This is a genomic window from Pseudomonas sp. PDM31 (assembly GCF_019218965.1).
In the GTDB taxonomy this organism is placed as follows: domain Bacteria; phylum Pseudomonadota; class Gammaproteobacteria; order Pseudomonadales; family Pseudomonadaceae; genus Aquipseudomonas.
The window spans coordinates 54,672-76,652 of the sequence record NZ_JAHUWS010000012.1 but is presented as its reverse complement, the minus strand read 5'-3'; the positions used below and the strand labels follow the sequence as shown (position 1 = coordinate 76,652).

Genomic DNA, 21,981 nt, shown 5'->3' with positions numbered 1-21,981 from the left:
AGGCCAAAGAACTAACCGCCCCTAAATCCTGTTTGACTCAGGATCGAACGTACTGAGTGCTGGACCATGACTGTTGATTTATTCCGAGCAATCCCCGAAAGCAAGCTGGCCGAATCCTCTGAAGGGTATCGACGCCAGAGTACCCTGCGAATTCCCAGCAATGTTCCTTACGTTGTCGATAACCTTTGGGAGTGGCTACGACCGGATTCGATGCCATCGCGCCGGCATGCCGTTTATGCCAGTGGGACTCCCAAATTAGCTCTGGAGAACGCCAGCGCCCCGCTTGCCAACGGCGACTGCTACGTTGCATGCCGAGTGGTCGTCGGTGCAGATGAGATTCGCGTGGCACAACTTCAAGTGAGCGATGCTCGTAATCATGAAGACATTCGAATGATTTCTCGCTGGCTGAGTCGTCACAGTCGGGAGTTCACCGAGATATCCTTGGCCGAGAGGCAGGTTTTGGCACTGTTGTTCAGCCCAGGTCTCCGGCAGAAAGAATTAGAAGAACTTCGACAACAGAGCCAGCTAATTCAGAATCTTTGCGCTCATGTGCAGGAACACTCGACGCTATGGCCCACAGCATCCACAGCACCAAATGCAACGTCAGGAGAGCTGTTCTTTGAACTGCTTGGCTCCGCCCTTTACCGACTCGCCCCACTCCCAGCAGTTAGCCCACAGATATCTACCAACCCAAACATGCGATGAACATCGTGCGCAGCAGGTCAAAGATCGGTGAGGACTGAGCCCTCCCTGCAGCTCGTTAGTTATCTAGGCTGGCGATAATACGTACCAGCACTTCGCCCGCTTTGGATAAAAGGATGGGCGGCCAAGGCATAGAGAAAACACCAGTTGGTAGTCTAAAAAAGAAGTGGTCGACGCTGCCGGAGTTTGTCAGTCCGAATCAGCGGTGCACTTGCCCAGCTCCTGTTTCATCTCCATGTATTCACGGAAGAACTCGTAGCCCTTCTTGGCGACGACGATGACGCCAACAATTGCGAACAGATTTTTCATGTTACGACCTCTTAGGGTTTATAGGTTTCAGCGGTTCGGATCGTGTAATCCATCGCTCGGCATGCTGATGAGGCGAGCATGAGAGACCAGCACGACGGGGAGTGTCGTGATCGGCCGAGCGGCCTCGTGAATAATTGGCCTTTTGCCATATCGCGACTCCACCCAGATATCACTGGGCAACGCACTTAGAGACGCAGAAGCAACTCTGCTAACGTCCGCTGAACCCACCCCGCATCGCGCATCTTCAACGATTCGCTCCCGCATTTCGGGCACTGCTTGAACCACTCCCCCGGTCCCAGCGCATCACTCCGGGAGGCCACCGTTTTCTTCCAACCGCATTCACCACACACAAACGTAAATGGCCTGGGCCTTATAGGCATCGCAGCTCTCCTGAAAATTTATCCATAATCGTCTCCATCAGCGCTCTCGGCCAGCGGGATACGCCAGCTCGATCTGCTGATCGAACTCTCCACCATAACCACAGTACTCACGCGGAATGCGCTCAATGTCCTCGGCGATTTGCACAATCACCTCACGCAGCTCCAATTGCTCGAACCACCGAGCAGGAATCGCCGCAGCACCATACTGAACACCCAACAAGTGCCCGGCGATGAGCCCGGTGCTGTCGCTATCGCCACTGTGATTCACCGCCGTGATCACGCCTTCTTCGAACGAAGGTGCTGCCAGGGCGCACCACAATCCGATAACCAGCGTTTCTTCGGCGACCCAACCGCCACCGAGTTCGCCTATGCGTTGCGGCGTGGGCTGGTAGCCCTCGTAAAAGAAGAAAAGCACACGTTCAATGAAGCTCCGGGTTTCTTCCATACCGGGCACTTGTCCATACTCGGCCAGGCTCTGAGTAATCGCGTGCTCCAAGCTGTCTTGCCGATTGACAATGCGCTGGAGAATATCGGCAAACAACCCGGCCGCCAGGTAGCCCGTAGGATGTCCGTGAGTCAGGCGCCCTGATTGGACAGCGTAGTCAAAGGCGTTTGCAAAAAAGGCGCAGGGCGCAACGCGCATCAAGGCGCCACAGCCTTTGCTGTTGTTCTCGGCAACTGCGCCCAGCCGCGGACTTGCCTTGAGTGCACCTAGGCAAGTAGTGCCAGGGGCGCGCCGAGACCAGAGCTCCGATTGCTCGATCAGCCAGCCGTCCACGCCGATCGGCATCGCCGTAGGGTAGTCCTGGGTTATCAGCCAGCGCAGCAACGCATGATGAATAATGCTGGGGACGTGGCAAGTCCCTCGTGAGCTGTCGTGCACATACGCCCGCAGCAAGCCCTCTGCGGTGAAAAGCATCATCTGAGTGTCGTCGGTGATGGCGCCGGTGGTACCGAAAGCAGGGGCAAAATCAACGATACCTTGTGGACCGAACTTAGCTTCGATTGCCGACCACTCAAGAAACTCCACGGGGGCGCCTAGCGCATCACCGACGGCGCCGCCGAGCAGGCAGCCCTTGATCCGTTCAAGTCTGTTCATGTCCTTTCCCTCATCCCTCTGCCGGGATCAATTCCTGCAGAATCACCAGCTTTCTTTGCAACTGCTCGATGTGCGCTTTTTCAGCGCGCAGCGCCGAACGCAACTCCCGGTTCTCCGCCTCCCAAATCCGCGACCAGCGCGCATTCTTTTGGCAGTCCATGGCCATCTGCCAGAGCTCACGCAACCTCAGACACTGATGCAGAAGCACCAGCAGGATTGCCCCCATCATCACCAATGCCCCTGTCGAAACCACTTCCGACATACTCATGTCCACTTCCTTTCGTGACTTCAATTAATTTTGAAGACAGACACAAGATATGTAATGTTAAACGACAGGTCTAGAATGTAGACTTATACAGGTAAAGTATTCGAGCACATGGAGAGGGTATGAAACGCAAGCAGTCCATCGAACAGGTCCGCTGGGATCTGGCACTTCGCTATCGTTTGATTGAGACCGTTGCCTGGTGGGAGGGCCGGTTAACCACGGGACACTTGATGCAGAGCTTTGGCATCAGCCGTCAGCAGGCGTCCAAGGACATCAACACCTACATCACAGAACATGCGCCTAAAAATCTTACATATGACAAAAAAATAAAAGGTTACGTGCCCAGCAAGACGTTCACGCCGCTGTTCATCGACGACAGCGCCAGCGCCTATTTGCACCTGCTCTACCAGAACAACGAACGCGCCCCGCACATCGATGGGCTCGCCCTGGCCTACGCCCACACCAAGGTGCTCGAAGTGCCGGATCGTCCGATTCGGCCGGAAGTCCTGCGCCCATTGCTCAAGGCTTGTCGCGATGGCCTGCGCCTGGAAACCGAGTACGTGTCGCTCAATACTCCGAATGTAGAGATTCGCCTCATAGCTCCTCACACGCTGGTCTATACCGGTATGCGTTGGCATGTTCGGGCTTACTGCGAGAAGAACGGCCAGTACCGCGACTTTGTGCTCAGCCGTCTACGGGGCCAGCCGGATCTGCTCGACGAATCGCCAAACACTCGTGAGCTGGATGAAGACTGGAACACCGAGATACCGGTCATCTTTGCAGCCGATGGGCGATTGAACACGGCGCAGAAGTCAATCATCGAAACCGACTTCGGCATGATTGATGGCCAGCTAGTAGTGCCCAGTCGCAGAGCGCTGGTGAAGTATGTATTGCAACGCTATCAGATCGACCCGAGAAGCCAGGCCACTAACCCCGAGGCACAGCAAATCGTGGCAACCAACCTCAAGGAGCTGCGCCCCTGGCTCATGCATGACTGACCCTCAATCCTTTGGGCAAAAGCCTGTTGCCCCGAGTCGATCGCTGTCTGTCAGGTGTTTCGACTCGGTAACATCCATGTCCATTCGGCCGACATCTCGTGCCAGATATGTGTAGCGCTGATGTAGTTGTCGATCTCCCGGATCAACAGCTGCTGCGCTATGTCGTGATGGCCATGGAGGATGGCCAGATTTCGAGCGGTATTGCCCTCATTGTTCTTTGCATTTATATCAAGCTCGAACATCCTGTAGCTGTCAGTGAAGTACCTGACGGCCTTGAAGTGACCGTTGATTGCCAGCCAATGGATAGGCGTATTTCCGTCCACATCACGATGGTTGAGACTCCCGCCTAGCCGGAAACGCGTTTCAAGGGTTTTGATTTTTCCCTGCTTGGCAGGCAGATGCATGTATTTATCGTGCGGCATGAAGCTGCCGAGGCCTTTCCAGTCCTGTCGTTGTTTGTCCCCCACGGCACCAAGTGCCTCCAGCTTCTCGATCAGGGCGATTCTGTTCAGCCGGTAGGCGATGTCCAGTGGTGTGTCCCCTGCAAGATCTCGGTCATTGAGCGCCAACGGGTCAAACGACGACAGATACTGCGTATTGTCGACAAGCACTGAAGCGTGCCAGTCCCCCATGCCTAGCCCCTGCATGTCGTCTACACAACACTGCGTCGGGGCCAGAACCTTTTGCAGCAGAGCAAGCAAAGCGGGCGTGTATGACATGACTTTCTTCCCTGCTCCGGATTAGATGACAAGCCCCTCCGGGCCGCTATTCACAAAGCGCGACAGCATTGGAAGTCGCCCCGTACCTGACTACCATGCACAAACCGTTGACCAGGCTCATGTCGTGCGGAGTCAGACAGCGTATGGCCGTCAGATCAGGGCTGGCGACGATACAGGCCAGGGATTTCGCCCGGCTGACGGCCACATTCAAGCGATTTTTCGAGTACAGGAAGCCAATGTCTCTGGGCAAATAGTCTTCATTCGAGGTCGCCATCGATACGATGACAATCTCCGCTTCTTGCCCCTGAAACTTATCCACAGTGCCGACACGAGCACCCGCTGGCAGCACCTGTTTCAACAACTGCACTTGCAGGTTGTAGGGCGCAACTACCAGGATGTTTTCGATGCACATCGCGTGCTCGATGCCCTTGTTATCCACATAACGCTGGCGCAAGAAGTATGCGAAAAGCGCTTTGACTTGCGCCGCTTCTTCGTCCGAACTCTGGCTGTTGCCATCGTGGTCCACAGGGCAAAACATCAGCCCGCTGTTCGGCACTGCCGGTCGCAGGCCATCCAATAACAACACCCGCTTCTCAGTACCGGGCGCCGAAGAAAGTTGCCCTTCGTACACTGCTTGCGAAATGAACGAGCACACGTTGGGGTGCATCCGCCAGGATTGCGCCAGGAACACCCCACGATCAGGCGCGATGGTGGGCGTGCCATCCAGCAGATAATCGAGGATGGAATCGCCGGAGCGGCCCGGATGCACGCCTTGCACCGGCTGCGACAATTGCATCTGGTCGCCCATCAGGACGATGTTTCGCGCAGCCAAGCCCATCGTGACCAGATTCGCCACACTCACCTGACCAGCCTCGTCGATGAAGAGGTAGTCCAGTTGCTCAGTGAAGACGGGGTCGGCAAATAGCCAGGCTGTGCCGGCCGTCAAGTCAATGTTCGGCCCCCAGGCATCGAGAAACTCCTTTTTTTCCTCGATGGAACGGATGCAGCGGCCGGTGAACTCCGTGCCTTCGCCCTCCGAGGACTTTTTCAATCCCGTGAAAGTGAATCCCTCTTCTTGCGCACGAGATTCAACCGCCGCCAGTAGGTTATTGATGGCGTGGTGCGAATTGGAAGTTACGCCGATGCGCCTGCCCGCCTTGAGCAAATCAACGATGACGTGCGAGCCGGCGTAGGTCTTGCCTGCACCTGGCGGCCCCTGAATAAACAGCACGCTGTGCTCGAGGTTTCGCACCACCTGCTTGATGGCATCAATCGTCGGCAGGCTTGAATCAACAAGTGGTGCACCCGGCTTTATGCCCTTCACCCGAGGAGCGCGTCGATGCAGAAAGTCTGCAACCGCCTGGAAGCGCTGTTCGCCGGCCAAGAGGCTGTCGGCATAACGGAACAACGCTTTGCGCAGCGAAGTAGACGGGATCGGCCTCCCGGGAATCATGTCGAAGTAATCAGGCGGTGCATTTCTCTCGGTAGCCTTGAATGTCGCCAGACCGTTGTCATGGTCCAGATTAACCAGCTGTACGCTGGCCAGGGACTCGGTGATGACGCCCTGAGAACCGGTACACATTTTGGTTTCTTGTGGTTCGAAACTGTACTCATACAGATAAGACCGATTGATCGGTTCCGGCGGTGTTTTTGTACGCTGCAAACCGGCCAAACTCTCGATATCTTCCAGCAGTTCCTCGGTTGTCATGTCCTGACGGCTGAACAGCTGCCACCACGTAGGCTTATCTGCGCGGCGGTGGAAGTCGAGTAACTGGAAGGTGAGCAACTTGACCTGATCCTCGTCATTCATGGCCTCTTCGTCGGTGCACATCCCCCCCAGCAAACGATCGCGATAATCTTCCAGACGAATCTCGATCTCCTTTTGCTCCGCCATGGACTTCTCGCTTTCGGCTTCAGACCCGAGAAAAGCGCCTGCACTCGACGGCTTGATTTCCAACAGCCAGTTACGCAGAAGATAGGTGGATAGCACGTCGTCTTCGTTGTAACGCTCGATCTGCTCCAGCAACTTCGATTCGCCGGTCTCTTTCCACTGCTCATAAAACACGATGCTCGCGCCGGCATTGGTAACGTCGCCGTCGCGCTGAGCCATGTAAAAGTGCTCGATATTCTTGATCGAGTAGCTGGGCTCGGACACCCGGATCGCTTCGCGCACGACCTTGTACAGATCGATCAGCTTGCCGTTGCGCAGCAACCAGTCCACTTGTGCTTCACGCGTCCCGTGCTGGCTCATTAGGCGCTTGATGGCCGTCTCTTCGTAGCTGGCGTAGTGGTAAATATGCGCGTCGGGGTAACGCTTGAAATGGCCGATGACCCAGTCGATGAACTGCTCGAAGGCGACCTTTTCTTCTTCTCGGGTATGCGCCCAGAAGGGTTTGAAGGTTTGCTGCCCACCCTCGTCGATGTAAAGACCGAAAAGGTATTCCAGGCCACCCTCTTCCAGCGGATTGCCCTCCATGTCAAAGAACAAATCACCATCGACCGCCTTGGGCATCCGATAGAAACCACGCCGTTCACCCAAGACAGGCAGGAGCTCGAACAACGGGACATCACTGGAGCGCCCCTGGAACTGCAACCGCGCCTGATGTCGCAACTTGCTCAACGACTCTGTCTGCAATTTCGGGATGCGCAGCTCGTCGGTACTTTCCGCCAGCTGGTGTAATGTGGTCACGCCGGCACTCTGTAACTTCTTGATTTGCGAACGGCTGATACCCGCTACCGCCGATAGGTGATCGTCCTGCTGTCGTTGTTCGTCGCAGCGATCACGCCAGGCGCAGAACCCACAATGCCCGCACGGTTCGGGGTAGGTGACTGGCGGTTCGGCACTGTTCACGAACGCATCGAAACGCTGCAGCACATGTTCCAGATAATCGGCGTAGTCGGCCACCCGAAATGCCTGCTCGGTACGCGCAGCATCACCGAGTACGACGTACATGAACTGTGGCTGTACACCCTGGATCGAGATCAGCATTCGCGAGTAAAGCGCAACCTGCACAAGGAATTTGGCCTTGGCAGTTTTCGCCAGCTTGGTGTCGATCACCTCATAGCTGTGGTCGCCCAGCGCCGACGCTCGCGGCACTTTGCGCAGGAAGTCGGCATGGCCAATATAGGCGCCTTCCTGAAGCGACGCCTGGAAGATGATATCGGCGCCGGCCTTCATGGCCTGGATGGTAAGTTCAACCCGGCGCTCGAAACTCGGATAGCCTTCGGCGATGTCGACTACGTTGGCATTTTCGCTTTTGAGCCGCTCGAAAAAGGCAGCCTCGTGGGCCAAGCCCTTGTCCTGTATCAGTCGGTTCTGATCGCTTGCCGCGGCTTTTTCCATAGGCATGACAAGGTTCTGAAGGTCTAGAGCCGTCAGGTGCTGGCACTCAAGAAAACCGCAGATATCTGAGGCGGAGTACAGCTGAAATCCGTTTCGAGTCTGCATGGTCGCTTCCAGTCCGGTGAAACGTCCAGGAACGTTTCACGCCGATTCAATGTCGTGTGTGAGTCAAGCGTCGAGCGAGCATCCGCGGAAAAACTGCTCGAACAAGGTCGTCGGCAAATGTTGTGCATCAAGCAGACCGAAGTGCTTGCCCACATTGCGCCCCAACGCCATCAGCGTCTTGGCAGAGTTCTCGGTACCCGCATATCCGGCGCGCAAAAGGTAGTCGATGCGCTCTTTCTCCGTCGTCGCCCGCAGATACGCATTGCCCGTAATCAATACATCCACCAAACAGACACTTGCCCGTTCATCACCCAGGGTGAACGGCTCCAAAGTCTCGGTTGCCAGTGCCGCACACAATCCGTCCTTGTCACCGTCGACGATACGTTCGAGCTCTTCGAGCGGCCGGCCGAACAGGTCGAACTCATCAATAGAAAACGCGAAACAGTAGCCCTGCGCGGTGGCACGCGTGAGCGGGTTCTCGTTACGCGGGTTAGTCAACAGCCATGCAACGAAGGACGCTTTATTGTCGTGCAAACCGCTGTGGCGGAAGGCCAGATAATCCTTCAGGACCTGACTGAAGGGGTGCCCGGTAGGCACCCAGCCAGTGCCATCTCGTTCACTTTTCTGCGCAGCCATTACTGGCATTGCTGCCTTCGGATCAGACGCCAGCGTCACACCAAAGCACCGCAGGTCATAGCCGAGCATAAACAGGCTGGCCTCGAAGGCGTGGCATCGCGCCGGCAGAGCCCCTTGTTCGGCAAACCAGCCGGTACGCTCAAGCAGGGCTCGGATAATCCACCCCAACCGCACCTGCCAACGTGCCCATTCGGCATAATCGATCGCCGAAAATTGCGGCGCCGCCAAACCGTTCAAGAACGCTCCCGGGTTGCGGATTTGGCTGCCGCGAGCGGCTCCGGACGGGAACGCCAGCAAGGGCTTGCCGCTCTCCATCCACTGCTGGCGAAACAGTGAATACAGCATGCCTATCGCAGCGCCGACACGACTGTCATAGATGGGTGACCCTGACGGATCAAGCAAGGCGTGAATCTTGGTCAGGCCGGCATCGAAACGCTCGACACTGATCGCATCGACATCATTCAGATCATTGTCGCCGTCGAGTGACATGAGTCCGCCCATCTTTTGCATATAGCTCGACAGCTCGCCCTTTGCGGCCAGCCGGTGCAAAAATGGAATCGCTCCCCGGACACCACCCCAACGAAGAATCTGCAAACACGCCTGAAGCGCTTGTTGTTCATCCCCCCGGTTGATCGCACTCGTCAGCCACTCGCGAAGTTGCCCAAGAGAGCATTGAGTTTCAGCCCAGGTTTGTGAATCCACCGAGTTTTGGTGGCTATCTTGCCAGCTCGCTTTCCAGCGATATTGCTCAAGAACCTGCTCGAAACCCTGGACATCAGCCGTTAGACCGCCCGGTACAAATTTGCTCGCCTTGAAGCGCAGCTTGAAAGTCAACGTCGGCAAGTTCGTTGCAAGCCATGCGATGAAGGACTCAACTTCAGGTTGCCCCAGGAACTGTTCGCGCTTCATGCAGACCACCTTGCAGGTAATATCGAATGGCCATACCCTAAGCAAAAGATCATGCCAAGTCCACGTTGTTTGCCCATACAGGTAAACAAATGGAACAGGTTCTGAAGCGCTGGATAGACGCTTTTCTCCCATGTCGGCATTTAGCCAGAACATATGTAAAGTTTTCAGACGCACCTTGCCGTTTTATGTACTGCCCATGACCTCAAGGATCGGCACCCCATGGACCATCAAGCACTCAAGACCCGTCATCGCCAGGAACGTGAAAGTCATCATCCCAACCTCACCTTGCGTGTCCATCGGGCGTTGAGCTGGCTCAATCGTGCCGAGCAGGCTGACGATGTCGATGGGCGCTTTATCTTCCTGTGGATCGCCTTCAACTCGGCCTACGCCACCGATATTGACGAGCAATACCGCCTTTCCGAGCAATCCACGTTCAAGGCGTTCCTGGACAAACTCTGTGCGCTCGACACGGCCAACCGGATCGAGAATCTGGTCTGGTCCGAGTTCTCTGGCAGCATTCGCGCGTTGCTGGACAACCCCTTCGTGTTCCAGAGCCTCTGGGATCACCAGACCGGCAAGATCAGCGAGCAACAGTGGACCGAGCGCTTTGCCAGCGGTCGGCGAGCAGCGCAGCAAGCGTTGGCCAACCGCAATACCCCAGCAGTACTCGGCGTTCTGTTCAATCGAATCTATACATTGCGTAACCAGGTAATGCATGGGGGCGCAACCTGGAACAGCAGTGTGAACCGAGACCAACTGCGCGACTGCTCGAACCTTCTCGGCAAGTTGGTGCCGGTGATTATTTTGCTGATGCTGGATAACCCGGAAACGCTATGGGGTAATGCTTGTTATCCGGTTATTGCATAGGTAGACCGTAAACGAACGGGCATTGCAGGTTGCGTAACGGCATCTGGTTATGCGGCAACAACTCGGTGATTTCGCTTGCTTCGTCGGCAGCCGCGCCAGTACGTCCTTCAAGTACTCCTACCGATCACGCACATTGAGCTTGGCCCGCTGGATCAGACTCATTAGCGCCGCCGCGCGTTTGCCGCCGCACAACGACAGGGCAACACGCACTCAATTTCCAGCCCCTCCCCCCAATAACACTTGGAATATCTCGATTTCCCGCGAGATTTCAACTAATTACCGCTTGAAATCCCAATCAAAAATAACTCAGACCTATATCACCTCTGTGAACGCCCACCGTATTAACTGCGGTAGGGATTTAGCGTGCTTGCTTTTTGGCTGGTACGCTCATCACTTGAGAGGATTTACGTATGTATACCCCTTGCCCTAGTTGCAACTCTGGACGTGTCGTAACGAAAAATATCGGTAAGCAAACGGGTGGCTTGATTGGCGCTGCAGGCGGTGCAGTCAGTGGGGCCGCCGGAGCCCTGTCGGGAGCGGAAGCCGGTGCAGTACTTGGCATAGTCGGCGGGCCTGTTGGGATCGCTGTGGGCAGTATCGCTGGCGCCATACTTGGAGGGCTGTTTGGTGGTGCTGCCGGCGGGATCGCTGGGGCCACGCTGGGTGAACAGATTGATGAGAAGGTGCTGGATAACTATCAGTGCCTGGAATGCGGTTACAGCTTCAGCGTCAACCGTTAGGTCGTTGTTTGTTGAAGCCACGCTCTTTTCCATTCATTCCGCAGGAATCTTTCCCATGGCTCATCTCATTGAACAAATGGCTTACGCTGGTGCTACCCCCTGGCATGGCCTGGGCAGTCGCCTCTCCCCGCAGCAACCGCTGGAAGTCTGGCAGCGTGAAGCGGGTATGGACTGGAAGATCCAAGACAGCCCGGTGCATTTCAAATCTGAGAGCATCGGTGCTCTTGGGTCAATTCACTCTTTCCCTGAACAGAAGGTGCTCTACCGTTCCGATACCAAGGCTCCATTGTCGGTCGTCTCCAACCGATACCAAATCGTACAACCGCGCGAAGTGCTGGAGTTCTACCGGGATCTGACTGAGGTCTCGGGCTACGAGTTAGAAACCGCTGGAGTGCTCAAAGGCGGTCGCAAGTTCTGGGCTCTGGCCCGTACTGGCCAAGGCACGGTTTTGAAGGGCAACGACCAGGTTAATGGATACCTGTTGCTTGCCACCTCCTGCGATGGCACTTTGGCCACCACCGCAACGCCCACCACCGTGCGCGTGGTCTGCAATAACACGCTGACCATCGCCCTGGATGGCACCACCCACGCGATCAAGGTGCCACATAACACCCGCTTCGATCCGCAGGCAGTGAAAAAGCAGCTAGGTATCGCCGTCTCGCAATGGGACGACTTCATGTACCGCATGCGAATCCTGTCGGAACGCAAGGTTCAATGGCATGAGGCCTCGGGGTATTTCATGAACGTATTGTGTGATGCCAGCCCCAACAGTCCACTACCTGCAGTACTCCCTATGGAGCGGGCGCTGCGCAAGGTGCAGAGCCTGTATGAAGGCCAGGGACGCGGATCAACATTGGTGTCGGCTCAAGGAACCGCTTGGGGCTTGCTCAATGCGGTGACCGAGTACGTTGATCACGAGCGGCGGGCCCGCAGTACTGAATACCGCATGGACTCGGCCTGGTTCGGCCAAGGGGCTGTCATCAAACAACGCGCCCTGCAAGCCGCATTGCAACTCGCCGCCTAGCTCCACTCACTTACTCAACTATTAACACGCCTGGTCAGCTTTTGCTGGCCGGGTGTTTTTTATGCCGCACAGGAAAACATCATGGGTACACAAACTCTGCAACAACCCAGCAGCAAACCCCGCCCAGCCTTACGTCTGGTGGGGACTAAACAACTGCCGCGCGAGGATTGGCTGGCCGTGCGTAAGCAAGGCATCGGCAGTTCGGATGCCGCCGCTGCCGTCGGGCTTAACCCGTATAAATCCCAGCTGGAGCTGTGGCTGGAGAAAACCGGCCGTGACACCGCACTGCCCAAGCTCGATCCGCAGGATGAAGAAAGCCCAGCTTATTGGGGCAATATCCTGGAGCCGATTGTCGCAACCCATTACACCCGGCGCAGTGGTCACCGGGTGCGACGCGTCAATGCGGTGCTGCAGCATCCTGATCCCAAACTGCCCTGGATGCTGGCCAACATCGACCGAGAAGTAATCGGTGCGTCAGACGTACAGATCCTCGAATGCAAAACCGCCGGCATAAACGGCGCACGCCTCTGGAAAGAAGGTGTGCCCGAGTATGTGCAGTTGCAAGTCATGCACCAGCTCGCCGTCACTGGCAAGCAGGCTGCTGATGTGGCGGTACTGCTCGGTGGTCAGCACCTGGAGATCCATCGCATTGAACGCGACGACTCACTGATTGCTCGGCTGGTCGACTTGGAGCGACTGTTCTGGGATTACGTGGTCAGTGATACCCCGCCACCGGCAGACGGCTCTGCCTCGGCGGAGCACGCGTTGCGCTGCCTGTATCCACAGGACAGTGGGCACAGTCTGGACTTCAGCCAGGACATGCTGCTCTGTACGACCTTTACCGCACTGCAGAACGTACGCGAATCAATTGCACAGCAGGAGAAGCTGGAAGCTCAGTTCAAGCAAACATTACAACAGGCCATGGGCGATGCCAGTCGGGCAACCTTCGCCACTGGCTGCATCACGTGGAAGAAAGCCAAAGACAGCATGGCTCTGGATATCCCCCGCCTGCTCAAAGAAAAGCCCCATCTGCAAGTGCGCTACGCAACCACCAAAACCGGCAGTCGGCGTTTTCTGCTGGCCTGAACGTTTGTTCGCTCCTCCCTTATTCCCATGCCCTTTCTCTCCAACGCCCACCGTGGCCGTTTGCGCGGTCTCGGTGGCGTTTTTATTTCAGACGCAGGAGAACTCCCATGCTCAAAGGTCTGGCCATCACCCCGCCCGTGCTCGGGCGCATTTCCATAGGCAAGGTCGTCGAGAAAAACGGCAAACGTCTGCCGGAGAAAGATGATCAGTTCACCATTACCTCGCAGGTACAAAACCGCGACGGCTGGTTGCTGCATCCCCTTAACGAAGAACTTCGCAATGGCCAGGACGACAAGCTGCGCAGCATTCCGATTCGGCTGCTGTTCAACGAGCCGGATCTAAACTTTCGGGCGGACTACAGCCTGTTCGACCGAAACACAGGTCGGCCGCTGTGCGTCGGCAATGGAGAGACCTGCAAGCGTCTGACCAAGGATGGCATCCAATCATTGCCTTGTCCCTCACCCGATGGCTGTTCATTGGCTCAAGGCAATGCCTGCAAGCCTTACGGACGGCTGAACGTGGTGATTGGCGATGATGATCCACTGGGCAGCTTTGTCTTTCGCACTACCGGCTTTAACAGCATCCGCACCCTGGCAGCGCGTCTGCATTACTTGCAAGCCGTCTCCGGCAATCGTTTGGCCTGTCTGCCGCTGGAGCTGCGTCTACGTGGTAAATCCACCCGGCAGAGCCATGGCACGCCGATCTTCTACGTGGACATCACAGTACGCAGCGGGCTGAGCCTAGAAGACGCATTGCTGGCAGCCAAGCAATTGGACGAAGCCCGGCAAGCCTCCGGCTTTGAACAGAGCGCCTTGGATCACGCGGCCCAGCAGGGCTTTAACAATGGGGCCTTTGAGGACAGCGAGGAGGACACCGGTGCCGTCGTCGAGGAGTTCTTTCCCGTCCTGGAAGATCAGCCCAGCCCTGTAGAGCCCCAAGCCCAACTGGCAGCGCCTGCGAAACCCTCACTCGCCCAAAAGCTGGAGTCACAAGCCACGCAGCACAACGGCAAGCCCACCGTCCAGTAACAGGTTTCTCAGATTCCTCCTCTCTCACCGCATTCGTACAGGAAGACCCCCATGAAATATCACAAGCTCACAGCCGGTGAAAATACCGGTACCTATGTTTTGGAAGGCCCGGTCACCGAAGCTGACATCCTGCGTATGGCACAACAATTGGCAATGAGTCGTCTGTCTAAAGGCCGGGCATTGACTGAGCCTAAGCAGGTATTCAGCCACCTGCAAACACTGCTGCAGTACCATGAGCACGAAATCTTTGCTCTGCTGCTGCTTGATACCAAACACCGGGTTATAGGCTTTAGAGAACTATTCAGAGGAACGCTGGATGGGGCCAGCGTGTACCCGCGTGAAGTGGTCAAGATCGCTCTAGAGCACAACGCCGCGGCCGTAATTATGGTTCACAATCATCCCTCCGGCGATCCGGAACCTAGTCAAGCTGATCGCACACTGACCACCACCCTCAAAAATGCCCTCAACATGGTCGGTACCCAGATATTGGATCATGTGGTGGTGGGCTGTGAAGGCTGCGTGTCGTTGGCTGAACGAGGCTACCTTTAACTCCTCGGCTCACACTGCACGATAGACTGCCCTTGGCTGATGCCAGGGCGGTCATCGGCACGGTACCCATCACTTATTTTTTGTCGTGATCCAGCGTTTGTACTTAGCTTCGGCTGCAGCCAAAGCCGTGGCTGCCATCACCAAAGGCCTTGGTAGCCGACTTGCAGATATAACTTGTTCGGTGGAAGAACTCCTCCTGCCCAGCCAGGTCGTCACGATGTAAATGATAGTAAGGATTACTCGGGATTTCGACCAAGCCGCTGACAGCCTCTACAGATAGGCCCAAGGCGCTGGCCCAGGCCTCCAGCAGACGGTTGAACATATTGTCCCTGCCGAGCTCAAACTTACCCAGCGAGTTGAAGGCATCGTAGTTCAATAGGATAGCCAGATGGTGGTGCGGCTTGCCGTGCTGGCCATGCTCTCGCGCCCAGACGTATCGGACCTTGCTGTCGTGCGCATATGGATTCGATTGGCGAGCCATGTTGCGGTTATGTCGGATCTTGGCTTTAAAAGATTCGATGAAACGCTCAATGACCTGATTCCTGTAAGCGCTTTCAGATAACTCAATCTCGGCAGGAAGTCGCAGATCAAACCTGAATGCAAATACACGAGGGTACTGAGCAAGTGCTCGCTCTACCGTCTGGTTAAGACGATTTAGGTACTCGCTGATAAAAGGACCCTTCGCTACCTGCACAGGCAAACCTTGGTAGGTATTTTCGTAGTGAAGAGTCAGATTTGTATTGCTAGGATGGCGAATCATGCTGGTACTCCATGGCTTAGGTTCATACCCTCAGCGCAACAAGTACATTTTTACTGAGCCTTACAAACAAACAGAACTGTACCAAGCGCTGCATTGAGCACCCGACATCAATCCAAACACACCTTGACACACTAGCGATAGCCAACACAGTCGATTAGCTAATTTAGCCTGAAAACAATAGCATACAGAAATTTCAACTACAGACACGCACTACCAATCGATACTACTAAAGCATACTACTAATACCGAAAAGACGGACAAGCCCAAACACAACAAATATTGATAAATCAATTAAAAAACCATCATTTTCAAGAAAACTAGCACTCCGGAAAAAAAGCATCATGACTGGGAGTCCTCCAGTCATAATGCTTTCTGAAATCAAACAAAGTAATGAATTTGTCGCTTTACTACCAGTTCGCTGCCATCTTCAAGCAACTGCAGGCTCCTGCAGATCACGCTCTGCGACTCTCGCCAATATCCAATCGTGGATCTCGCTCTCTAGCCAGCCAACACAACGATCCCCCAATGAAATTGGCTTTGGGAATGATCCCTCCGCAATATACTTGTAAACGGTAGAGCGCCCCAGACCCGTTACATCCTGCACTTGATTCAGTCGAATTATTTTCATGATTGAGCTCCTCATATCCACTCAATGGATTGGCGAGCCACGTAAATCTTTACACCACCAATAAGTGAGGACCACCCCCACACAGTAATCCACTCCAAGCGCCTCAAGGCGTCCCTCATCATATTGGAAAAAGCGTCGTTTCGAATCAGCACCGCTCAATGGTCATCTAACGCGATCAACTTTATTAAGCAATCACTTCCGAAGAGCTTCTTCGTGAGGAGCGACTTACACGAGTGGCTGCCAGCCACATTACTACTGCGCAACATCAAGCCACGCCACATAAAAGGCAGGAAAGCCATGGAGCCAAGCATATTTTAATCTACTATAAATACCCTAGAAACCAGATAAAATAACATCACCAAACACCATATTTTTCACTTGATTTCTACTAGTGATAAATAGAGAATATTAATTTTTAAATCCAGGAGAAATCATCGTGGAAGCTAGTAGACACGACCAACTCGCAAAATCCATAAGCAACATAGACACAAACACAAGATTCACTAACTGGTTGTGGCTGTATTTCAAGACATCCGTACCAAACTTTCAGATCGGCGAATTGCGAAGCCACGGGATAAGGGACGAGATGGCAAAGTTTATCGACCAACATCCCCAGCTAAAAATAGACATCGAGAACAACAAAAACTACTGCTTCATCTCCGATGAATATCTACAATGGATCACCAAAGACGGAAGACAAATTGGGTGGATAGTTCAACGATTACTACGAAAAACACCAATCCCACACATGCAGATTCTAAACACCCTACCAAAATACGAACTCGCATTAGCCTTGATTGACTTCTGGAAAGTAGACCCACAAAGCAAGTCAAATGAAATCCTCCAACTTGAAACCCTTTGGAAACAGCAAAAATCAAACGACAAAATATTTGATTGGTTCAAAGGATCCGACGAACAAAAAAAGCTGGAAGCAGCCTGGGATATAGTGCACAACAAGCACAAATTCCTCCCATGGATCCTTGACAAATTCCAAAACCATCAAGAACTAGTTACTTTTTTTGACGAGTTGGTAATGGGCCCAGCGGAGGTGAAACTGCTCGTCGAAGAAATAAAAAAGCGCTGGAGTCAAAACAAATATCGAGAGAAACAGACAGACAAAAAACAATACAACTTTATCTTGTCAAACAAAGCAATCAAGCGCCTAGATAAGCTAGTAGAAAAACATGACCTGAAACGAACCCAGGTATTAGAGATTCTGCTGCAGATGGAGGAAGAGAAGGGAATCTATATTGCAGAAAAGCTCCGGCCACTGCTGGATGTTTAACCAAAAGTCTTTAGCGGCCAGGCAAAGCATATGCCGATTAAAAGCCCCTATTTTTTCGGGGGCTTGGATATCAGAAATTCTCCAGACGCCCTACCATGTCTGAATATTTTTCATCCAACTTGAATACTGCAGACTGGGTATTGGACCTCGTTCTTCCCTGCGCCCATCTTCCCAGTGTCCCCTGCTGATACGGAAAGGACGTACAAATACATGTTGGGACAGATGCGTCGTCTTGCAGAAACATCGATCTAATAAGCAGCGATAGCATCCGATACCGGCCTTTTTTCAAGCTCGTACTGACACAAGTTGTTCATTCCTTCGCGATGGGCTAGCACTTTACTGACGCCCTGCATCATCTCGGCAAGCAGATCACGCTTTTTCATTTGGCACCTCTCTCCCTCAGCACTTCGGTGACGCCCTGTTTCGGCTTTTCCTGGTCGGAGGGCAGGCTCTCACGCTCTCCTTGCCTTAAATCGCTAACATGACTATCCATCATTGGGCTGCCAGTAGTAGATGAAGCGCAAGCTACCTGCCCGCGCGCGCCTCATCGCCCATCAGACAAACGCGACGCCAGGTATACCCGCAGCGAAAAACGACTCACGCGTCAGAAAAGGTGTAATTCAAAAGGAAGGCATGAGTTGAGAGGAGTGGGAATCTGACATTCAGTCGGGCCATTTTTTTTGCACCCAAATAGGAGCCGTGCCAGCCATCGATGGCTATTTCAAAGCATCCTTGACGAAACGGTATTCCAATGGGTATTCCACCAGTGAAATTAACCGATAGTTTCTTATAAAAATCAAATGGATATGCGATCAGTTCAGATTACCCCGGCCCACCAATCGAAGCTGACAAAGCCCGCCTAGTGCGGGCTTTGTTGCATCTGGGGTTTGGCAATCGATGGCTCCCTCTTGTCGGAGCAGGCTTGCCAGCGAAGACGCCAGCCGCAGGTGACAATCCGGCACAAATAGATCCGTCCCCTTTTTGGTCCCGGCCCACCAACCAAAACTGGCAAAGCCCGCCCAGTGCGGTAGTGCTGTTCACTTAAGACGATCATCAGGCAAGTACAAAACCTGTGGCGAGGGGGCTCGCCCCCGTTCGACTGCGAAGCAGTCGCAAAACCATTACACGTGGTGTACCTGATACGCCCTGATGGCAGGTTTTGGGGCCGCTTCGCGACCCAACGGGGGCAAGCCCCCTCGCCACAAGTGTGTGCCCACAGCATTACGCCCAATGCGGGCTTTGTTGCATCTGGGGTTTGATAAAAACCAACTCCCGCCTGCCCCTGCTAAAGCGGACCTCACTCCGCATCCACAACCGCCTTATAGATAGATCGCCGCGGCGCACCCATCACCCGCCTCACCATCGGCTCAAACGTACTCAACGGATAAATCTCCCCCTCCGGATCGAACGCGGGGCTGTCGTATTTATCGATAAATTCCACCGTACGTTCGTAATGCGGATGCTCCTTGAACCGGTCACGCATGTTGCGATCCATGCCAAGGCAGTGAAAGAAATTATGCCCCTGAAAAATGCCGTGGTGCTCGATCATCCACAGGTTGGCTTCGGATACGAACGGTTTGAGGATCGCCGCTGCGACTTCGGGGTGGTTGTATGAGCCCAGGGTATCGCCAATATCGTGCAGCAGGGTGCACACCACATATTCTTCGTCGCGCCCGTCCTTCAAGGCCAGTGTGGCGCTCTGCAGGCAGTGGCTGTAGCGGTCGATGGGGAAGCCGCTGAAGTCGCCTTTGAGTAGTTGCAGGTGCGCCAGCACGCGCTCGGGCAGTGCGCTGAAAAACTTCGCGGCCTGGGGTTTGATGATGTCCCAGTCTTGCTGAGTGCTGTCCTGCATGCGCTTGAATGTCGCCAGTTTCATCAGGGGAACCTTCATGTCTGATGTGCCGTGTGGGGATGCCATCTGCATGCGTGACAGATGGCTTACGGTTCACTTCATTTAAATCACGGCCCCACCGTTGGGACTGATTACCTGCCCCACAAAGTAATGGTCTCCGGCCAGGTACGTCGCCATGGACGCATACTCCTCCATCTGGCCAAAACGCCCTGCGGGGATCACTTGCCAGAATCTGTTCCTGGCTTCTTCGCCGATGGAGTCGAGATACTCCTCGAAGAACGGTGTCGACACGCCTCCCGGCGCCAGCGCGTTGACGAGGATATTGGAGCCGGCCACTTCGGCCGCGACCGACTTGGTGAAGGCAATAACGGCCCCCTTGGTGGCGCAGTAGTGGGGGCTGTGCACGCTGAGGGTGGAGAAGCCCGCGATCGAGGCCAGGTTGATGATCCTGCCGTAGTGCTGCGCCTCCATCAGCTTGAGGGCTTCGCGTGTGCAGTAGAAGGTGCCATGCACGTTGACATCCCAGTAGCGCAGCCAGTCCTCATCGGTGATCTGGCTGGTGAAGCCCAGGGATTGACGGGGCACTGGTGTGGTCATGTAGGCGTAGTGCTTGTTGCGGCGCTCCGCGTCGGCTTTGCCGGTGGGCGCGAGCGCTGCGTTGTTCACCAGAATATGCACTGTGCCAAAACGCTCGGCGGCGCAGGCAAACATCTCTGCTACCTCTCGGCTTGAAGTGATGTCGCAGCGCAGGGCCAGGCAGGCTGCGCCCGTCTCCTCCACTCTTTGCCGGGTTTCTTCCAGGGCGGGCATGTCGATATCGCAGACAACGATATCGGCGCCGGCCCGGGCCATGTCTACCGCGATGGTGCCGCCAAGACCGCGGCCTGCGCCAGTGATCAGGGCTATGCGGCCAGCGAGCTTGCCGTGTGTTCTGTCGCTTGCTGCATGTTCGGTTCGTTGTGATGACTGAATGGCGTTCTCCCAGGTTCGGATACGATCAGTTTTTCAGCGCGAAAAGGCAGGCATGGCTCAGGCAGGTCGGCGCATGAGGCTGTAGCTCTGGGCCGTCGGGCCGACGTCGGGCATGCTCGCGATGAACAAGGCCATTGGCGTGACCTCCTGGGGCGACTTGAACCACTCCCCGGGGGGGATGGCCGCATCGCGGGTCATGTCGGTCTTGACCGGGCCAGGAATGAGTTCGTTGACGCTGATGTTGTACTCATGCAGCTCCAGCGCCAGCGATTGAGTGAGCATCCACAGGCCGCTCTTGGAACAGGAATAGGCCGAAAAACCTGGCGCAGGGCGATTGCGTTGGCCGGAGCCGATCATGATGATCTTGCCGGCGCCACGCTTGCGCAGGTGCGGGATGGCGGCATGTGCCGTGTAGTAGGCACCGGTCAGATTGATGTCGATGGTCTGGCGCCACAACTCGGGGTCGCTGTCTTCGATCCGGCGTTGCTCGGTGGCGACACCGGCGTTGGCCACCACAATATCGACGCCACCATATTCATCGCTGGCGCGCTGAAACAGAGAGACCATCGAAGCGTAGTCACCCACGTCAGCGACATGCGCAAGCGCCTGGCCACCCGCCGTCTTGATCAAAGCGGCCGTTTCAGCGATTTGCCCGGCGCTGCGGGCACTGCATACCACGGCAGCGCCAGCCCTGGCATAGGCGATGGCCACACTGCGGCCGATGCCACGACCGGCGCCAGTAATGATGGCGACCTTACCCTCGAGCGGGGTGGGATTGGTTTGGATCATGTCTGTTCCCTTATTGCCGTTAGGATGAAAGAGCGTCTGTACAACGGGGACGAAAGATCAGCTGGGGCCGATGGTGCTCGCGTGTTCAATAAGGCTGATCGCCGATGATGGTGGCGCGGTCCATCTTGCGATGGCAGGGCGGGTAATCCATCACGGCGTAATGCTGGGTCGAACGGTTATCCCAGATCGCCACGCTGTTTTTTTTCCAGCGCCAGCGCACCTGGTACTCGGGGATGTAGGCCTGGCTGATCAGGTACTGCAGAAGCTCACTGCCGCTCTTGTTGTAGTCCTGGCCGTAACGCACCCGCTCCCGGGTGTGGTAATTGACGAAGTGCGTTGTGAACGCATTGACGAACAGGATCTTTTCCGCGGTTTGCGGATGCGTGCGCACCACCGGGTGTTGGGCATCTGGAAACTGGCTCTTCAGCGCGAGACGCTTATCCCTGGGCATGGCGGCACCGAAGCTGGACTCGATGCTATGGCTGGCAACCAGGTCGGCAATCCTCGCCTTGACGTCCTCCGGCAGCTTCTCGTAGGCCAGCACCATGTTGGCCCACATAGTGTCGCCACCGACTGGCGGGCATTCCACGCAGCGCAGTACGGCGCCAAAGGGCGGGGCTTCGCGCCAGGTCGCGTCGGTATGCCAGCAATTTTCGTAGCGGTCGACGGGGTGGTCCGGGGTCTTGTAGATTTTCACCAGGCCCGGCGCATCCTCATGTGTGGGCGCCACCGGGTGATCTTCAAGGTCGCCGAAGCGGCGCGCAAAAGCCGCATGCTCGGTGCTGGTGATGTCCTGGTCGCGCAGGAACAGCACCCGATGCTTGATCAAGGCCTCACGGATAGCGGCGAACAAAGCATCGTCATGCACCGCATCGCGTAAGTTGATACCGATCAGTTCGGCACCGATTGCACAGGTCAATTGTTCGACTCTCATTC

At 55.3% G+C, this 21,981-nt stretch carries 21 protein-coding genes; 9 read left to right on the top strand and 12 right to left on the bottom strand.

The annotated features are described in order from the left end of the window. The first annotated feature begins 66 nt into the window (after window positions 1-66). Window positions 67-705 carry a hypothetical protein gene (locus tag KW839_RS22105; RefSeq protein WP_218425505.1) on the top strand — a complete coding sequence of 213 codons (639 nt, stop codon included), beginning with the start codon at window positions 67-69 and terminating at the stop codon, window positions 703-705. A gap of 723 nt (window positions 706-1,428) precedes the next feature. On the opposite strand, the gene KW839_RS22100 is transcribed toward KW839_RS22105, so the two are convergent. Next, entirely contained in the window at window positions 1,429-2,490 is a 1,062-nt protein-coding gene (locus tag KW839_RS22100; RefSeq protein ID WP_218425504.1) for an ADP-ribosylglycohydrolase family protein, read from the bottom strand. Between the two features lie 10 nt (window positions 2,491-2,500). Beyond that, window positions 2,501-2,758 carry a hypothetical protein gene (locus KW839_RS22095; protein WP_218425503.1) on the bottom strand — a complete coding sequence of 86 codons (258 nt, stop codon included), beginning with the start codon at window positions 2,756-2,758 and terminating at the stop codon, window positions 2,501-2,503. A gap of 119 nt (window positions 2,759-2,877) precedes the next feature. Here KW839_RS22095 and KW839_RS22090 point away from each other — a divergent pair, with 119 nt between their 5' ends. Continuing rightward, window positions 2,878-3,753, top strand: a complete 876-nt coding sequence (locus KW839_RS22090; RefSeq protein WP_218425502.1) for a WYL domain-containing protein — start codon at window positions 2,878-2,880, stop codon at window positions 3,751-3,753. 50 nt (window positions 3,754-3,803) lie between these two features. Here the strand turns inward: KW839_RS22090 and KW839_RS22085 are convergent, their stop codons facing one another. The 3 genes from KW839_RS22085 to KW839_RS22075 all read right to left on the bottom strand — a co-directional run bounded on the left by KW839_RS22085 (window position 3,804) and on the right by KW839_RS22075 (window position 9,465). Then, complete coding sequence (locus KW839_RS22085) at window positions 3,804-4,472, bottom strand: ankyrin repeat domain-containing protein (protein ID WP_218425501.1); 669 nt, start codon at window positions 4,470-4,472, stop codon at window positions 3,804-3,806. A gap of 46 nt (window positions 4,473-4,518) precedes the next feature. Further along, the gene (locus KW839_RS22080; RefSeq protein ID WP_218425500.1) at window positions 4,519-7,920 is read right to left on the bottom strand and encodes a TM0106 family RecB-like putative nuclease; all 3,402 of its coding nucleotides are present in this window, start codon (window positions 7,918-7,920) and stop codon (window positions 4,519-4,521) included. Window positions 7,921-7,983: 63 nt separating this feature from the next. After that, window positions 7,984-9,465, bottom strand: coding sequence for a hypothetical protein (locus tag KW839_RS22075; protein WP_218425499.1), 1,482 nt, complete (start codon window positions 9,463-9,465; stop codon window positions 7,984-7,986). A gap of 219 nt (window positions 9,466-9,684) precedes the next feature. On the opposite strand from KW839_RS22075, the gene KW839_RS22070 reads away from it, so the two are divergent. From KW839_RS22070 to radC, 6 genes are all read left to right on the top strand, one after another. Beyond that, window positions 9,685-10,332, top strand: a complete 648-nt coding sequence (locus KW839_RS22070; protein WP_218425498.1) for a HEPN domain-containing protein — start codon at window positions 9,685-9,687, stop codon at window positions 10,330-10,332. Window positions 10,333-10,742: 410 nt separating this feature from the next. Beyond that, complete coding sequence (locus tag KW839_RS22065) at window positions 10,743-11,072, top strand: hypothetical protein (RefSeq protein ID WP_218425497.1); 330 nt, start codon at window positions 10,743-10,745, stop codon at window positions 11,070-11,072. Between the two features lie 55 nt (window positions 11,073-11,127). Beyond that, the gene (locus KW839_RS22060; RefSeq protein ID WP_218425496.1) at window positions 11,128-12,096 is read left to right on the top strand and encodes a DUF932 domain-containing protein; all 969 of its coding nucleotides are present in this window, start codon (window positions 11,128-11,130) and stop codon (window positions 12,094-12,096) included. A gap of 81 nt (window positions 12,097-12,177) precedes the next feature. Then, complete coding sequence (locus tag KW839_RS22055) at window positions 12,178-13,182, top strand: YqaJ viral recombinase family protein (protein ID WP_218425495.1); 1,005 nt, start codon at window positions 12,178-12,180, stop codon at window positions 13,180-13,182. 107 nt (window positions 13,183-13,289) lie between these two features. Then, window positions 13,290-14,210, top strand: coding sequence for a hydrolase or metal-binding protein (locus tag KW839_RS22050; protein WP_218425494.1), 921 nt, complete (start codon window positions 13,290-13,292; stop codon window positions 14,208-14,210). Window positions 14,211-14,261: 51 nt separating this feature from the next. Further along, window positions 14,262-14,759: a DNA repair protein RadC gene (radC, locus tag KW839_RS22045; RefSeq protein WP_218425493.1), complete on the top strand. Its 498-nt coding sequence runs from the start codon at window positions 14,262-14,264 to the stop codon at window positions 14,757-14,759. 103 nt (window positions 14,760-14,862) lie between these two features. Here radC and KW839_RS22040 read toward each other — a convergent pair whose 3' ends face one another. Then, a complete protein-coding gene (locus KW839_RS22040; protein ID WP_218425492.1) occupies window positions 14,863-15,519 on the bottom strand; it encodes an inovirus Gp2 family protein in 657 nt (218 codons plus the stop codon). Between the two features lie 427 nt (window positions 15,520-15,946). Then, a complete protein-coding gene (locus KW839_RS22035) occupies window positions 15,947-16,147 on the bottom strand; it encodes an AlpA family transcriptional regulator (protein WP_218425491.1) in 201 nt (66 codons plus the stop codon). 586 nt (window positions 16,148-16,733) lie between these two features. Between KW839_RS22035 and KW839_RS22030 the strand changes: the two genes are divergently transcribed. Continuing rightward, a complete protein-coding gene (locus KW839_RS22030) occupies window positions 16,734-17,432 on the top strand; it encodes a hypothetical protein (protein WP_218425490.1) in 699 nt (232 codons plus the stop codon). 248 nt (window positions 17,433-17,680) lie between these two features. On the opposite strand, the gene KW839_RS27740 is transcribed toward KW839_RS22030, so the two are convergent. The 5 genes from KW839_RS27740 to KW839_RS22005 form a co-directional block, all read right to left on the bottom strand. Continuing rightward, window positions 17,681-17,815: a hypothetical protein gene (locus KW839_RS27740; RefSeq protein WP_256352789.1), complete on the bottom strand. Its 135-nt coding sequence runs from the start codon at window positions 17,813-17,815 to the stop codon at window positions 17,681-17,683. A gap of 914 nt (window positions 17,816-18,729) precedes the next feature. Further along, complete coding sequence (locus KW839_RS22020) at window positions 18,730-19,323, bottom strand: HD domain-containing protein (RefSeq protein WP_256352788.1); 594 nt, start codon at window positions 19,321-19,323, stop codon at window positions 18,730-18,732. Window positions 19,324-19,386: 63 nt separating this feature from the next. Beyond that, window positions 19,387-20,181, bottom strand: coding sequence for an SDR family NAD(P)-dependent oxidoreductase (locus KW839_RS22015; RefSeq protein WP_371318099.1), 795 nt, complete (start codon window positions 20,179-20,181; stop codon window positions 19,387-19,389). 132 nt (window positions 20,182-20,313) lie between these two features. Continuing rightward, entirely contained in the window at window positions 20,314-21,045 is a 732-nt protein-coding gene (locus tag KW839_RS22010; RefSeq protein WP_060541171.1) for an SDR family NAD(P)-dependent oxidoreductase, read from the bottom strand. Window positions 21,046-21,130: 85 nt separating this feature from the next. Then, entirely contained in the window at window positions 21,131-21,979 is an 849-nt protein-coding gene (locus KW839_RS22005; RefSeq protein ID WP_218425489.1) for a TauD/TfdA family dioxygenase, read from the bottom strand. Window positions 21,980-21,981 lie beyond the last annotated feature (2 nt).